Below are 15,045 nucleotides of genomic sequence, written 5' to 3'. Positions count from 1 at the left end.
TTGATGATTGGAATATACCTACCAATAAATTCCTTTATTTTGAGTAAAAATTGAGAATATACACCCCTACAGCAACAACCATGAATAAAAAAGGTCTTTTGGTCTATTTATCAGTCATTTTAATTACTGCTTTGGTATCAGGAGTCCAAGCACAGACTTTTCGAATCTTTGACAAGCCCATTATTTTTGACGAAGAAAGAGAAAAGCTTTCTATAGAATACCTGAAAAACAGACACGGGATTGAAAAGGAAACCGCGACAATTGTTCCGACCATGGTCGTAGTGCATTGGACTGCAATCAATTCCTTGGAATCGACTTTTGATGTTTTCAATCCGGTGTATCTTGGTGGCCGACCGGAACTTACTGCTGCTAGTAACCTCAATGTTTCGGCGCATTTTTTGGTTGACCGGGACGGAACCATCTTTCGGTTACTTCCTGACACGACCTTTGCAAGACATACCATTGGACTCAACTATACTGCAATAGGTATCGAAAATATCGGGGGCCCGGATGCGCCACTGACCAATGCGCAGGTCAAGGCCAATGCAGCATTGATCAGGTACCTCAACAGAAAATACAAGCTGACCTATGTCATCGGGCACCACGAATATTATGCCTTTCAGGGAACACCCATTTGGAAAGAAACTGACCCAAACTACCTGACCCAAAAACAGGATCCAGGTCCAAAATTCATGAAAAAGCTAAGAAAAAAACTAGCAGATCTGAATTTCAAAAGCAATCCTTGACCAAACATGAAGCCTCCTTTCAAATTGAATAAATCCCGAATATTTCATTTAGCCTTCCTTCTTGCCATAGTCATGGGAATACAGTCATGCAAGACAGTGACACCCATTCCTACCACTAGAACGAAAACAAGTACCCAAATTCCTTCGTCTGAAAAACCTGCCGGTAAAAGTAATTTTCCATCAAAAACCGTAACTGTCCCAAGTCCTACTTCTTTTTACAAACCTTTGGAAATTGAATTGGGACCGAGTCCAAGGGAATTCAGAGGAGTTTGGATCGCGACAGTCGCCAATATTGACTGGCCAACTTCTTCAACAGATTCCTATTCCAAGCAAAAAGAGGATTTTATTAAGCTTCTGGATTATTACAAATCACTCAATTTCAATGCGGTGATTGTGCAGGTTCGGGCAGCCGGCGATGCATTTTATCCATCCAAATATTCCCCTTGGTCCAAATACCTGACAGGCAAACAAGGTCAAAAGCCAAATACCATGGAAGATCCTCTTTCCTGGATGATATTGGAATCGCACAAACGGGGATTGGAATTCCATGCATGGTTTAATCCTTACCGGGCTACCATGACCATGGAAACCAAAGACCTCAGCCCAAACCATGATTTTGTCAAGCATCCCAATTGGATGATCAAGTATGACACGAAGTACTATTACAATCCCGGCTTGCCCGAAGTAAGGGCTCATCTGGTAGAAATCATCAAAGAAGTAGTCCAAAATTACAATATTGATGCCATCCACTTTGATGACTATTTTTATCCTTACAAAGTGGAAAAGGAAGTCTTTAACGATGCCGCTTCATTCAAAAAGTATGGGAAACCCGGACAAAAACTCGATGATTGGCGAAGAGAAAATGTCAATCTTTTGGTCAAAGAAGTAAATGAAACCATCAAAGCAGAAAAGCCTTGGGTTCAATTCGGAATCAGTCCTTTCGGTGTCTGGAGAAACATCGACAAAGACCCATCAGGATCCAAAACCAGAGCCGGACAGACCAACTTCGACGATCTTTTTGCCGATGTCCTGACATGGATGAAAAACGGATGGATCGATTACCTTATTCCCCAATTGTATTGGAGCATGGATTATAACCTTGCTTCACACAGGGAATTGGTAAACTGGTGGTCAAAAAACCACTACAACACCAAAATTTATATCGGAAACGGCCCCTACAAAATCCGTGACAATGCGGACAAAGCCTGGGAAAACCCAATGGAAATCTCCAATCAGGTGGGACTGTCCAAGATCACTCCAAACATATCCGGCAACGCTTACTTCAGCGCCAAATCGATGTATGTAAAAAATAAGGATGTCGCCGATTTGCTTCACAAAAACCATTACCACTTCACGGCATTGCCTCCTGATGTACTTCCAAATCCCAATGGCAATCCAACAGGCCAAACTCCGATTCTTATCCCACATGGCGACGGATTTGCTTTTCAGTTTGAGCGGGGCATACAACCTGATTTTCGGTTTGCATTGATCTACACCGCGCCGACCCTCCCTGATCTGCAAAAACGCAAAGAGAATGTTTCCTCCCAAAGGATATATCTGGATGAAAGCAACAGGATGTTACTTCCGGTTTTGAATTCAATCAACCAAAAATTCGTGGCCATCAGTTTTCTGGACCGTTTTGGCAAAGAATCAAACCCACAGGTTTTCGAAATTCAGGCTAACCCAAAAACCCAAATCCCATGAAAGACATGCTTGTCCGCTTGATGGAACTCCCGGATATTTCGGAGAATGAAGCCATTTTGGCTAAGGAGAATATTGTGTTTCGAAAGCCGATACCTCCTGAAAAGTCATTTGTGAGAAACTGGGTCTTTGAAAATTTCGGCATTTACTGGGCAAATGAAGTGGAGTCAGCCTTTAGTCATCTTCCTGTAAACTGTTGGATTGCGCAAAAAGGAAATGAGATTTTGGGTTTTGCCTGTTTTGAATCTACTGCAAAGAACTTTTTTGGGCCAACAGGCACTCTGGAAGCTATGAGGGGAAAAGGAATAGGGAAAGTCCTTTTGGTCAAAAGCCTTCAATCCATGAAGGAAATGGGATATGCCTATGCCATCATCGGGGGAGTGGGACCTGCTGATTTTTATAAAAATACTGTTGGGGCAAGTATCATCGAAGGTTCTGAAATCAGCATTTACCAAAACCTCATCAGAAAGAAACCATGAGCAAAACCATCAAAAACAATCCTTGGTATTGGATTCCGCCACTATACCTAACCGAAGGAATTCCCTATGTATTGAGCATTACGGTATCTGTCATCATGTACAAAAAACTCGGAGTGGACAATTCAGAAATCGGACTTTACACCAGTTTCCTTTACCTCCCTTGGGTCATCAAACCACTTTGGAGTCCATTGGTAGACCTTTATGGAACCAAACGAAAATGGTTTTTGGCAATGCAATTGGTATTGTCTTTTGCCTTTCTATGCACAGGCCTCAGCGTACCTACAGACCAGTTTTTTGTTTTGACATTGGCGTTTTTCTGGTTGGCTTCTTTTGCCTCTGCGACCAATGACATTGCTTCGGATGGGTTTTATCTCTTGGCTTTGAAGGAAGAACAACAATCGTTTTTCATCGGTTTGAGAAGCACATTCTATCGCGTGGCGATGGTAACAGGGCAAGGATTGTTTGTCATCGTAGCTGGATATCTTGAAGTCAAATACGGAGACAATGCCAAAGCCTGGTCTCTGACAATGGTCATGGTAGCTGGTCTGATGTTTGTATTGACGCTGATCAACCTCTGGACCACCCCTAATATCGAAAAGAGCAGTACGTATGTTAAAGAGGTTCAATTGACTTTTGGGAAGGTTTTTATTTCCTTTTTTCAGAAAAAAGAAATCTGGGCAGCTTTGGCCTTCATCCTTTTTTACCGTTTGGGAGAATCACAACTTGTAAAAATGGCCTCTCCTTTCCTTTTGGATAGCAGACCTGATGGCGGACTCGGACTCAGTACCACGGATGTTGGTTTGATATATGGGACATTTGGGATTATCGCACTTTCTCTTGGAGGCATCATCGGAGGTGTCGTCATATCCAAAGATGGCTTGGGCAAATGGATGTTGCCGATGATTTTGGCATTGAACGTGCCCAACTTCTTCTATTACCTTTTGGCCTATTTCCAACCTGAATCCGCATTTTGGGCAGGCGCAGTGGTAGTAGTGGAGCAGTTGGGTTATGGGTTTGGATTCGCGGCCTTTATGATGTACCTGATATATGTTTCCGAAGGACCATCCAAAACTTCCCATTATGCCATCGCGACAGGTTTTATGGCAATGGGAATGATGCTACCGGGAATGGCGAGTGGTTTTGTGCAGGAATGGTTGGGCTATGAAGGGTTTTTTCTTTGGGTAGTAGCAGCTGCGATCCCGGGAATCATGATGATCCGATATGTGAAATTTCCGAATGAATATGGGAAGAAGAAGGTGGAAGAAGTTCAGAATGAAAAATGATGAATTAATTAGAAACTATTTTAAAAAATGACTTTAAAAGAAAAAATTGGTCAGCTTTTTTCGCCGGCGGCATTTATCCACGATACGGAAGAAAATTATTTGGAAATCGAGTCATTGATCAAAAACCAACACATCGGTGGCCTTACTTTTTTCCATAGCCGCCACAGTGCTGCAGCCAATTTTGAGAAAAGGCAAGAAAAGCTGACTTATGAAAATACGCTTGAAAAACTTCGGGCATTGATCGTCCGATACCAATCCATTTCCAAACAACCACTTTTAATGAGTATTGATGCGGAGTTTGGTTTGGCGATGAGGATAGAAAATACTCCCCAATATCCTTACGCCATTACCTTGGGAGCACTTTCGCTTGAACATGAGGATTTGGTTTTTGAAACAGGTTACCGGATGGGAAAAGACCTTAAGCAGACCGGAATTCAACTGAATTTTGCCCCTGTTGCTGATATCAACACCAATCCCAAAAATCCAGTGATCGGATACAGGTCATTTGGACCTGACAAAGAGAAGGTAAGCAGATTTGCTTTGGCCATGTATCGAGGTTTGGAGAAAGCCGGAATTGGGGCCTCTTACAAGCATTTTCCGGGACATGGAGATACAGACACTGATTCCCATCTTGGGCTTCCAGTCATTAATAAAACAAAGGAAGAATTGATTTCTGAAGAACTTTATCCTTTTGCCAACGGAATTAAAGCGGGTATCGACATGATCATGGTGGGGCACTTGGCTGCACCGGCGCTTTCCAACGGAAAAACCATTCCAGCTTCAATATCCAAAGAGATCATTACTGATTTATTAAAAGGGGAAATGGGTTTCAAAGGAATCGTGGTCTCAGATGCATTGAATATGAAAAGTGTCTCTGACCTTTTTCCCGAACCGGGACAGTTGGAGTGGGAAGCATTCAAGGCAGGAAATGACTTGCTCTGTTTTTCAGAAAATGTGACAGCAGGAATAGAGATGATTTTGAAAAATGGATCAGAAGAAAAAATTTTGGAGAGTTATCAAAAAGTGACCCGCCTCAAAGAAAAACTCGGCATCTATTCTGATCATCTTCCAAAAGAAATAGAATTCAACTGGTCAGATCATATTGCTTTCAATGACAAGCTTCCACGCTATTATATCTCTGAAATTTTCAACCCAAACCCGCAAACCTCCCTTGATATGTCAGATGCCAAGTTTGCGAAGGTTTCTTTATTTCAGGAAAATGAAAATGTTTTCTTCTCGGAATTGGATAAAGTCACTTCTTCTCAATCAATTAGCTTGACCTCCGTTACCGACCCGAGCTGGGAAAAATTAAAGAATTTTGACAACCTACTGATCGCAGTTTTTGTGCCCTCAGCCAAGCCTGTGAATCATTTTGGGATGGACATCGAAATGATCAAAAAACTTTTGAACCATATAGAAAATAAAAACTGTCAACTCTATCTGTTCGGGTCTCCCCTATCACTGAATGAAATCAGTTATTTTCAAAAATTTGAAAAAGTCATCTGCGCCTTCCAAAATTTTGAATCTACCCAAAAAACAGCTGCCCTCCACTTCTTGGGAAAAATTGAAGCAGAGGGCAGGCTTGACTGAATGTGGTTAATTTCTAGTCAGAATCTTGAATTGATCCATAACCCGATATGTTGCTTTAGTCAATTCTGTAGAAACTTCAGGTGAGAAAAAATCAAAACTTGCAGCAGTATACCCCTGCCAAATGGTATTTCCTCTTTTGTTGTCAATCACAAAAATTACAAGCATACCATTGTTTTCCATAAATTTCACCTGATTGTAATTCTCATCTTTTTCACGGTTCTCTTTTTCCTCTTCTTCAGTTACTTCAAAATCGGCACTTCTCCTCTGAACCCAAAAATCAAAATTAGGCTGTTCATACCCCCTATATTTAACATCTTCTGTAAAAACCTTATAATTTATCAGAATGTCTGGCTTTTCGGGCTGTAATTTAAATCCCTGAGAACCGAGCCTATTGGTGATTGTCCTTTCAATAGTCAGATAATGGGTAGTCGTGTCGGGAAATGGGTTATTAACAAAACCAAAAGTTTTATATTTCTTAAAATTACCCGCATAATTAAAATCATAGTCTGCAATATAATCTTTTTGACTTACACAGGCAGAAAAGAAAAGGGAAAAGGAGAAGAGAATTAGAATTGATTTTTTCATAACATACAACCTTTGAGGAAATTTAAATCGTTTAAGAACCTATGGATTTTGATCAATAAATCAATCCATTTATGACCAAATAAAAACAACATTTGCCTTAGAATGTTTTGAAGATATAAAATTGATTATGAAGTGATTATAATTAAATTTATTAACTGGAGCAAGTAATAAGAATCATTTGTTGTTTTTTTTTCATAACTACAGAAAGTTGTTTGTTTTTAACCTTTATAAACTTATGGGAATGTTCATTATTGGAGATGTTCACGGGTGTCTCAATACCTTTTTAAATTTATTGGACTACTGGGATCCAAAATCTGAGACCCTCATACAGTTGGGTGATTTGATAGACAGAGGGGCTTTGTCTCCGTCAGTTATTCATCTCGCATTTGAACTTCAGATGAATTTTAAAAAAGAAGCCCATTTTTTGAGAGGGAACCACGAACAGCTGATGATAAATTACATGAAAGGTGAGGATAAGCTAGGTGTTTGGCTTTCGAATGGAGGAAACAAAACCCTCCGGCAGTTTGAAGAAGCACACATTGATCCGGACAACTACTCGACTTGGTTGACAGACCTTCCTTTGATATGGGAAAATGACTCTGTGCAGGTAACACATGCGGGGTTTTCAGGACTTGGAAATCCCTATGACCAAAAGAACACCAATGGGCTTTTATGGAACAGAAAGCCTTTGATCAATACCGGGAAACTTCAGGTAATCGGGCATACACCAAATTGGGACGGAGTCCCCAAATACAGCAAGGAATCAAATTCCTGGAATATTGACACAGGGGCTTATGGCGGTGTCTGCCTGACAGGAATCAGATTGGAAGATGATGGGACTTTTATAGAGACTGTTTCAATTCCCACAGAAGCAAGCGACCTTCTTTGAGGATCAAAAAACCGCTTTTCCTCCTTTTAATCTAAAAATTTTATCTACACATTTTGGAATATCCTCCTCATAATGACTCACATAAATCATCGAAACCGGCAGAATTTTGCAAACCAGATCGACAGTTTCTCTGAACCTGACCCTTTGTAAGTCATCCATTCCTTGGGCAGCCTCATCCAAAACCAATAATTCGGGATTTTTGATCAAAGCCCTTGCAAGCAAGATAAACCTTTGGTTTTCGAGTGAAACCTGACTTAACAATCGATTGGCTATATTTTCCAAATGAAACAATCCCAACCAATCCATTGCCAATTTTTCCTGATCCTGAGAGACTTTCTTGAACAAACCCATGGTATCAAATAATCCCGATAGCACCACCTTGATACAAGTTTGATTGGGTGGAAAAAACCTCGAAAGCTCCGGCGCTACAAATCCAATTTGTTTTTTGATATCCCATATACTTTCTCCTGATCCTCTTTTCCTGTCAAAAAGCCATATTTCATTGGCATAGGCTTGAGGATTTTCACCCAATACCAAACTGAGAAGAGTGGATTTTCCTGCACCGTTTTCTCCTTTCAAAGCCCACTTTTCATTGGGAAGAATCGTCCAATTGATGCCCTCTAGGATCTGTTTGTCTCCATACCTTACAGCAATATTTTTAAAGTCCAGTATTTTTTGGAAAGTAAATGCTGAATTTTTACCTAAAAGCCTTTTTACAAATTCCGGATCAACGTCATTCTCAAACTGCAAGCTTTGGTGCGCTCCTTTTATTTTTTCCGCTTTATCGGCATTTGTGATTTTATTTTCACCCAATATGGCTACGTGGGTGATTCCGGATGGAATCTCGTTATGGTGGCTACTCATCAGGACATGGATCCCTGAGGCAATAATATCCGAAAGCATACCTCCAAAATCACCCCTTGTTTCTTTGTCCAAACCCGTAAGCGGCTGGTCCATCAAAAGAATTTTTGGATTCTTGATCAAAGCCGTGGCAAAAGAAAGTCTCCGTGTCTCTCCATTCGACAGCTTGATAAGGGATTTGTCTTTGAGATGCTCTAAATTCATGAACCTGATTACTTTTGACAAACTCCATGGACCAGGCGCTTTTACTTCTATGCTTTTAAGATAATCTTCCACAGTCAGGGCCTCATCAGACTCCATCGAGTTGAAGCGCTGCTGGAAATAGAAATTCCCAAGATTGGACTTGTTCTTGAAAGTATATTGCTGAGAAACGGTGGCAATCAAATCCCTGAATGAGTTTACTTCACCTGCTTCTGACTTTTGATCTTGGTATTCTTTGGCAAAGGTCCTTTGGATCCTACCTGAAGTTACCATGGTTTTACCCAATAGGGTATCCAAAAAAGCCGTAAGTTCCACACCGGATTGCCCCAAAATTGCCCAATGTTGACCTGTATTCCATTCAAAATCCAAGTTCTCAAAAACTACTTTATCAAATTGTCTGACAGTGGCTGTTTGGATGGAAATTAGCGTGGGCATGAAGGGGGGTTGTGTTGGTTGTAGTGGTTGCTATTGTTGTAGTGGTTGTAGTGGTTCTAATTATTTTCAAGCTATCGCGTTGTCGAGTTTTTGGGTTTTACCAAACTGCCTACTGCGACTGTAAACTTTTACTTCTTCCTCAAACTTTATTTTTGCTGTCCATAATGATCGTGACCGGACCATCATTGACCAGGGCCACTTTCATATCGGCCCCAAATTCTCCTGTTTGGATGGGTTTTCCCAATTCCTTTTCAAGATAACTGATAAATTTCTCGTAAATCGGAACGGCAATATCAGGCTTTGCAGCTTTGATATAAGAGGGTCTGTTGCCCTTTTTGGTACTTGCATGGAGAGTAAATTGGCTGATGAGCAAAATGTCTCCTGATACTTCGAGGATGCTCCTGTTCATCACCCCATTTTCATCGGGGAAAATTCTGAGGTTGACGATTTTTTTACTTAGCCATTCTATATCCTCATTGCCATCTGCCTCTTCTATTCCCAATAAGACCATCAATCCTGTCCCGATTTGGCCTTTGGTCTGTCCGTCTATTTTGACTGTGGACTCAGATACCCTTTGAATCACTGCTATCATACCTCAAAAATCCTGCATCTTCTTAGAGGAAATAATCTCAACTTTTACCGGTTTGGTTTGGTTGGCATAATGAATCATTGCCTTCGCAACCTGATTGTCATTGATAGGACGGAAGGATTTTCCCAATTTCAACCATACCAAAGGCTTTGTCAATATTTTGGCCACTTCTTCCCCAAACCGGAATTCTTTCCTGTTACCGACCAATAATGAAGGCTGAAACAAACCAAGATAATCAAATGGTATCACCTTGAGGTCCTCTTCAGTCTCTCCTTTGACTTTGTTGTAAAAAACCGAAGACTGTGGATTGGCACCCATGGCACTGACATATAAAAATTTATTTACACCCAAAGTATGTGTCCAAGATGCAAATCCGATCACATAATCATGGTCAATTTCGTAAAATTTCTCCTTCGATCCTGCCACTTTGATGGTGGTGCCCAAGGAACAGAAAGCATGCATTTCACAGGATTTTTTATTGATGGCATCTACAATGGGAAAAAATACCCCACCCAAGTCCTCTTCCCTGAGTTTGGATTCAATGTCCCAATTTAGGATTTTGCTAAAATCACCTTCTACCTGTACCAACTTGTGGTGCTTCAAGGCGAGTTTGCGACGTCCTACTGAAATGAGGTAATCATAAGAACTGTCCTGAAGCAACTGGTGCAGCAGCTGCATGCCAATCAAACCTGAGGTACCGGCGAGAAATGCTATTTTTTTCATATCAAGTAAAGTACGCCCAAAAAGATGAAATGCAAAAGTTCAAAGTCATTGAGCCTGGGTCTTTTCCCAATTTAAAAACTCCTCGACCTCATGCTTTACAGAATTGAATACTGCCAGAATAACGGAAAGATCATCCGTAAAACCTAAAATGGGAATGAAGTCAGGAATAATATCTATTGGGGTAATGAAATAAAACAAACCCAAAACGATGAGGCCCAGAGTTTTGGATGAAACTTTAAACTTTCCACTTCTGTGGGCATGAATCATCCTTTTAAAAATCATGATAGGTTCCAAAGCTGCCTGCACCTTTGGATGATGGGATACCTGACCCAACCTTTCACTGACATTTTTCAGAAGCTTTTGAAGCTTACTGTCCTCCCCTGCTATTTGGTTGGCTTTTTCGAGGTAAAGGGTTTTGGCCTTTCCAAAAAAATCAACTGTCTTTTCCCTTAATGATGCCATGGCTCTAGAAGAATATTCTTATTTCAGACTTAACGGATTTCAAGGCCATTTGGATGGCATCATTTTTTTGATCGAGAGTAAGCTGAAAGACCCGCTTGGCAAGATCTATACTTCTGGCATCTTCAGGCATATCCTGCATGGCGGTGTTGATAATGGTCACGACACTTTCTACTGACCGGCGGACACTTTCCCAAGTTTCATCAGTAAAATAAACCTGCTGAGAAAGGTTATGATTAAACTCCTCCCTTACCTCATGGAGCAATTGAGTATAAAATTCCCTGGCAGAGTATTCGGGATTGTTTACCCTTCTGACAAGGTTGTTTGGGGTGATTCTTTCCAACAATAGGCATAACCTTTCGCCGGCTTGCAATCTGACAGGTAAAATCGTTTGTGTGTTTTGAGTTTTTAGATCTAGCAACAACTTTTCCCTATCCTTTTGAAGGAAAGACATGACAGTCAGGTACATCCCATATATAACCAATCCTGCCGGCAAAACAATTTTCAATAAATCAGCGAGATACTCCATAGAATTATTACATTTTGATCCGAATATCAGAAAATAATAGACGCAATAAAACTTTGACAATTGATATTTTTAAAACCTAAATTTGAACTTCCCTAGCATTAAGCGAATTAAATAAGTATGTTGATTCCAATAAAAATCACTGAAAAGGCACAAGCCGAAATCAGAGATATCATTGAAAATAAAAATATCCCTTCAGATTATTCCCTTAGAGTGGGAGTCAAAGGAGGCGGCTGTGGCGGAATGTCTTACCTCTTGGGATTTGACAAACCCAAGGAAGGTGATCAGAAGTTTGATATAGGAGGCATTCATGTATTGATTGAAAAAAAACACTACATGTTTTTGATGGGGATGCAGGTAGATTTTTTTGAAGGAGATGAAGCAAGAGGCTTTACCTTTGTCAACCCTGAAATTCCCAAAAGACATGACACGGAAGCAAAATAGCCATTTGCGATTCTTGGCTGTTTCTTCTATTCCCTTTTTTTCAACCCATCCACAAGGTCTTTTTCTTCACCTTTCAATTTCAATGACCTGATTATCCTGTCGGGTGAGGGCTTGGCTGCTGAAAAAAACACCAAGGTAATGGCAAAGGCTATCGTGAATCCGGCATTACCAAATAACAACAAACCTCCTGCCGCCATCAAAGCAGCAAAAAACAAGATTTTAAATCTCTTAACCGATACTTTGGAATAAGAAAACAGCTTTCTATTTAGGTCGAAATCTGAGGCGGCGATATATTTTGTCTCCTTCTGAAAAATCAAATATTGCGCTACAAGAATTGTAAAAACCATTCCTAACCCAAAATATTCCCAAAATTCGGCAATTTGAGGAATTTCCAAAAAAACAATTGGGTTTTCAGAATTCAAATACACAAAGCCAAAAAAAGGAATCGGAATGGCGATCATTACCAACACATTCCGTTCCAGATTATCGTATATTTTTCGTATTTGGAGGTTTTCCAAGGTCCTATTCGATTACAATTTTGATATCAGAACTGGCTGGCTTAGAGGAACAGCAAAGAACATATCCGGCTTCAATTTCACTTGCGCTCAATCCTGCATCCTCAATCATATCCACTTTACCAGATACCAGCCTTCCCCTACAGGCAGTGCAAAGACCACTTTGGCAGCTATACGGCATATTTATTTCCCTATCCAAGCCAGCTTCCAAAATCGTTTTGCCGGCAGGAACCTCAAAAGAATAAGTTTGGCCTTCTACTACTACCTCGATTTCCCTTGTCAACTCAGGAGACAATTTACCTTGAGATTTGAGTTCTTCCTCTTTGGCATCCAAATCAAGGTAGAAACTTTCTTTATGAATGGATTTTTGATCGATGCCCATTTCTGCCAGGCCTGCTAGTGCAGTATCCATTACTCCATCAGGACCGCAAACGAAACATTTGGATTCTTCAATTTCAGGAAAATCACTTTCAGAAAGGATGGTTTTTACCATATCTTTCTTCAATCTGCCCTTCAATCCTGTCCAATCTCCTGAGGGCTGACTGAGAACATGCACTACCTGTAATTTACCTTCGTACTTGGATTCTAAAGATTCAATCTGTTTCTTAAAGATAATTTGCTCTTCCGAACGACTACAGTAAATCAAAGTCACTTTAGATAACGGTTCGTTGACTAACACTGATTTTGTCAAACCCATAATCGGAGTAATGCCACTTCCACCGGCTACCATTACAAAATGATTTTTGTTTTTGGAATGAAAATCAGTGGTGAAATTCCCTAGAGGTTTCATTATTTCGAGGGTTTTCCCGGGACGTACCTGTTCGTTAAGGTAATTGGAAACCAAACCTCCTTTGACCTTTTTTACCGTGATCCCAGGATGTGGGTCGGTAAAGGGCGAAGTACAAAGGCTATAAGACCTTCTCTCTTCCTTACCACCCAATTCCAAAATTACAGTAAGGTATTGACCTGGTTTATAATCCAGATATGGTTCAGGTTGCTCAAAATAAATGGTGACAGTATCAGGAGTTTCTTTTACAACTTCCCTAACCTTAAGAGATAAATATTGATCACCTCTTTTATTTTCTTCCTTCTTTTTCTTGAATAAATTAAACATTCCCAATTTCGTTTTTCCAGTTAATCCCGGGGAGAGCCCAAAATTAATGTACCATTTTGTATTTATTTACCTTGATGACAGATTATATCTCTCTACTTAACAAATTAAAGAGAAACAGGTTCGACAAATGTCAAAGGAATTTAGAAAGAATATGTTTATACACAATGATGACAGTAAATAGGATATCCAATTTTAATTCTTGTCTGAGTACTTAATTTCCCGGTACATCTCTTGCCCTACGACAGGCAGGGGTGTTTCGGCTTGGCCCCGATAGCTCTGAATCCGTCCCGAATGAAGAAGAATATAGGATCCATAGCAAGGAAGAGTATATCCATCAAAAAGATTATATAAATTCCTAAGAGTAAGTGATTCTTTGAAAATACAATTCAGGATGTGGGAGATCTAAAAATCAATAAATGAAATTTTCACCTAGTATTTCAGACTGAAAGCCTAAATTGCAGCTTAAAATCAAAATCAACCTTTATGGAATTGACAAATCTGACGGCCGTGAGCTCAATTGACGGCCGGTATGGAAACAAAACTGCCTCCCTGCGTTCCTATTTTTCTGAGTTTGCATTGATCAAATATAGGGTACACGTCGAGATCGAATATTTTATTGCACTTTGCGAACTGCCTCTTCCCCAATTGGAAAATTTTGACAAGTCTCTTTTCCCTGCCTTAAGAAAAATAGTATCAGGATTTCAGATTTCAGATGCCGAAATCATCAAAGAAACAGAAAAGACCACCAACCATGATGTCAAAGCAGTCGAATATTTCATCAAGGAAAAATTTGACAGCCTTCAATTGCAAGAATTCAAAGAATTTATCCATTTCGGTTTGACTTCGCAGGACATCAATAATACCGCAACTCCATTGATGTTGAAAAACGGATTGAACGATATCATCTTACCTTCCTTAGAACGAGTGATTTCCAAACTCCAATCCCAAGTTAAAGACTGGAAAGAAATCCCGATGCTTGCCAAGACTCATGGACAGCCTGCTTCTCCTACCCGCTTGGGAAAAGAGATCAGGGTATTTGTAGTACGTCTTGAAAAACAATTGAAACAACTTAATCTAGTGCCTTACTCAGCAAAGTTTGGCGGAGCGACTGGAAATCTTAATGCCCATTTTGTGGCTTATCCTTCAACTGATTGGCATGGGTTTGCGGATGATTTTGTTTCCAATTATTTGGGTTTGGAAAGAAGTTATCCTACAACCCAAATAGAACATTATGATAACCTTGCTGCTCTTTTTGATGGGTTAAAGAGAATCAATACCATCCTTTTGGACCTATCCAAAGATGTTTGGCAATATGTAGCTATGAACTATTTCAAACAAAAAATCAAGGCCGGCGAAATAGGATCTTCTGCAATGCCACATAAAGTCAACCCTATTGATTTTGAAAATGCTGAAGGAAACTTAGGGATTGCCAATGCACTATTGGAGCATTTGGCTGCCAAACTCCCTATCAGCAGGTTGCAGAGGGATCTGACGGACAGCACCGTCTTAAGGGTGATCGGGGTGCCTTTGGGACACATGTTGATAGCGTTCGAATCCTTGGAAAAAGGACTTGGAAAACTTGAACTCAACCGCGCTGCCATTCATGCAGACCTTGAGGACAATTGGGCCGTCGTAGCAGAAGCCATTCAAACTATCCTAAGAAGAGAAGGTTATCCAAAACCTTATGAAGCTTTGAAGGAATTGACCAGGACAAATGAAAAAATTACAGAAACTTCAATAAAACAATTTATCTCTACATTGAATGTGTCTGATGCCATCAAAGAGGAACTTTACCAAATCAGTCCATTCAATTTTACAGGCATTTATTAAAAAAATCAAAATTTATTTTCAATGTTTTGATTGATCCTACGTACTAAGTTAGGCATGGGAAGTAAAAATATAATT

At 40.1% G+C, this 15,045-nt stretch carries 16 protein-coding genes; 8 read left to right on the top strand and 8 right to left on the bottom strand.

The features are described from left to right. Positions 1–80 precede the first annotated feature (80 nt). From MMU07_RS14825 to MMU07_RS14805, 5 genes are read left to right on the top strand one after another with little or no spacing between them, the layout of a single operon-like run. Positions 81–746 (top strand): N-acetylmuramoyl-L-alanine amidase, encoded by a 666-nt coding sequence (locus MMU07_RS14825; RefSeq protein WP_241126660.1) that lies wholly within the window; start codon positions 81–83, stop codon positions 744–746. Positions 747–752: 6 nt separating this feature from the next. Beyond that, positions 753–2,450 (top strand): glycoside hydrolase family 10-like protein, encoded by a 1,698-nt coding sequence (locus tag MMU07_RS14820; RefSeq protein ID WP_241126659.1) that lies wholly within the window; start codon positions 753–755, stop codon positions 2,448–2,450. Beyond that, positions 2,447–2,926: a GNAT family N-acetyltransferase gene (locus MMU07_RS14815; RefSeq protein WP_241126658.1), complete on the top strand. Its 480-nt coding sequence runs from the start codon at positions 2,447–2,449 to the stop codon at positions 2,924–2,926. The genes MMU07_RS14820 and MMU07_RS14815 overlap by 4 nt, the downstream gene beginning before the upstream one ends. Beyond that, positions 2,923–4,209, top strand: coding sequence for an MFS transporter (locus tag MMU07_RS14810; RefSeq protein WP_241126657.1), 1,287 nt, complete (start codon positions 2,923–2,925; stop codon positions 4,207–4,209). Before MMU07_RS14815 ends, MMU07_RS14810 begins: the two co-directional genes overlap by 4 nt. A gap of 27 nt (positions 4,210–4,236) precedes the next feature. Further along, entirely contained in the window at positions 4,237–5,799 is a 1,563-nt protein-coding gene (locus MMU07_RS14805) for a glycoside hydrolase family 3 protein (protein ID WP_241126656.1), read from the top strand. A gap of 6 nt (positions 5,800–5,805) precedes the next feature. On the opposite strand, the gene MMU07_RS14800 is transcribed toward MMU07_RS14805, so the two are convergent. Further along, positions 5,806–6,384: a DUF4136 domain-containing protein gene (locus MMU07_RS14800; protein WP_241126655.1), complete on the bottom strand. Its 579-nt coding sequence runs from the start codon at positions 6,382–6,384 to the stop codon at positions 5,806–5,808. 235 nt (positions 6,385–6,619) lie between these two features. On the opposite strand from MMU07_RS14800, the gene MMU07_RS14795 reads away from it, so the two are divergent. Continuing rightward, positions 6,620–7,273 (top strand): metallophosphoesterase family protein, encoded by a 654-nt coding sequence (locus MMU07_RS14795; protein ID WP_241126654.1) that lies wholly within the window; start codon positions 6,620–6,622, stop codon positions 7,271–7,273. Positions 7,274–7,276: 3 nt separating this feature from the next. On the opposite strand, the gene MMU07_RS14790 is transcribed toward MMU07_RS14795, so the two are convergent. The 5 genes from MMU07_RS14790 to MMU07_RS14770 all read right to left on the bottom strand — a co-directional run bounded on the left by MMU07_RS14790 (position 7,277) and on the right by MMU07_RS14770 (position 11,070). Beyond that, positions 7,277–8,770, bottom strand: coding sequence for an ATP-binding cassette domain-containing protein (locus MMU07_RS14790; RefSeq protein WP_241126653.1), 1,494 nt, complete (start codon positions 8,768–8,770; stop codon positions 7,277–7,279). Between the two features lie 139 nt (positions 8,771–8,909). Then, a complete protein-coding gene (gene dtd, locus MMU07_RS14785; protein WP_241126652.1) occupies positions 8,910–9,362 on the bottom strand; it encodes a D-aminoacyl-tRNA deacylase in 453 nt (150 codons plus the stop codon). 3 nt (positions 9,363–9,365) lie between these two features. Then, positions 9,366–10,082: a Rossmann-fold NAD(P)-binding domain-containing protein gene (locus MMU07_RS14780; protein ID WP_241126651.1), complete on the bottom strand. Its 717-nt coding sequence runs from the start codon at positions 10,080–10,082 to the stop codon at positions 9,366–9,368. Positions 10,083–10,127: 45 nt separating this feature from the next. Beyond that, complete coding sequence (locus MMU07_RS14775; protein WP_241126650.1) at positions 10,128–10,544, bottom strand: YkvA family protein; 417 nt, start codon at positions 10,542–10,544, stop codon at positions 10,128–10,130. A gap of 4 nt (positions 10,545–10,548) precedes the next feature. Beyond that, positions 10,549–11,070: a DUF7935 family protein gene (locus tag MMU07_RS14770; protein ID WP_241126649.1), complete on the bottom strand. Its 522-nt coding sequence runs from the start codon at positions 11,068–11,070 to the stop codon at positions 10,549–10,551. 117 nt (positions 11,071–11,187) lie between these two features. On the opposite strand from MMU07_RS14770, the gene MMU07_RS14765 reads away from it, so the two are divergent. Beyond that, entirely contained in the window at positions 11,188–11,511 is a 324-nt protein-coding gene (locus MMU07_RS14765; RefSeq protein ID WP_241126648.1) for a HesB/IscA family protein, read from the top strand. 26 nt (positions 11,512–11,537) lie between these two features. Here the strand turns inward: MMU07_RS14765 and MMU07_RS14760 are convergent, their stop codons facing one another. Both MMU07_RS14760 and MMU07_RS14755 read right to left on the bottom strand, forming a co-directional pair. Beyond that, a complete protein-coding gene (locus tag MMU07_RS14760) occupies positions 11,538–12,029 on the bottom strand; it encodes a hypothetical protein (RefSeq protein ID WP_241126647.1) in 492 nt (163 codons plus the stop codon). 4 nt (positions 12,030–12,033) lie between these two features. Continuing rightward, the gene (locus MMU07_RS14755; RefSeq protein ID WP_241126646.1) at positions 12,034–13,140 is read right to left on the bottom strand and encodes a 2Fe-2S iron-sulfur cluster-binding protein; all 1,107 of its coding nucleotides are present in this window, start codon (positions 13,138–13,140) and stop codon (positions 12,034–12,036) included. Between the two features lie 483 nt (positions 13,141–13,623). On the opposite strand from MMU07_RS14755, the gene purB reads away from it, so the two are divergent. After that, on the top strand, positions 13,624–14,970 hold the full coding sequence (gene purB, locus MMU07_RS14750) for an adenylosuccinate lyase (RefSeq protein WP_241126645.1): 1,347 nt from the start codon (positions 13,624–13,626) through the stop codon (positions 14,968–14,970). The last annotated feature ends 75 nt before the right edge of the window (positions 14,971–15,045 follow it).

The organism is Cognataquiflexum nitidum (assembly GCF_022538055.1).
Taxonomy (GTDB): Bacteria; Bacteroidota; Bacteroidia; order Cytophagales; family Cyclobacteriaceae; genus Cognataquiflexum; species Cognataquiflexum nitidum.
The sequence above is the reverse complement of the archived record's forward strand: the minus strand, read 5'-3'. Positions and strand labels throughout refer to the sequence as shown.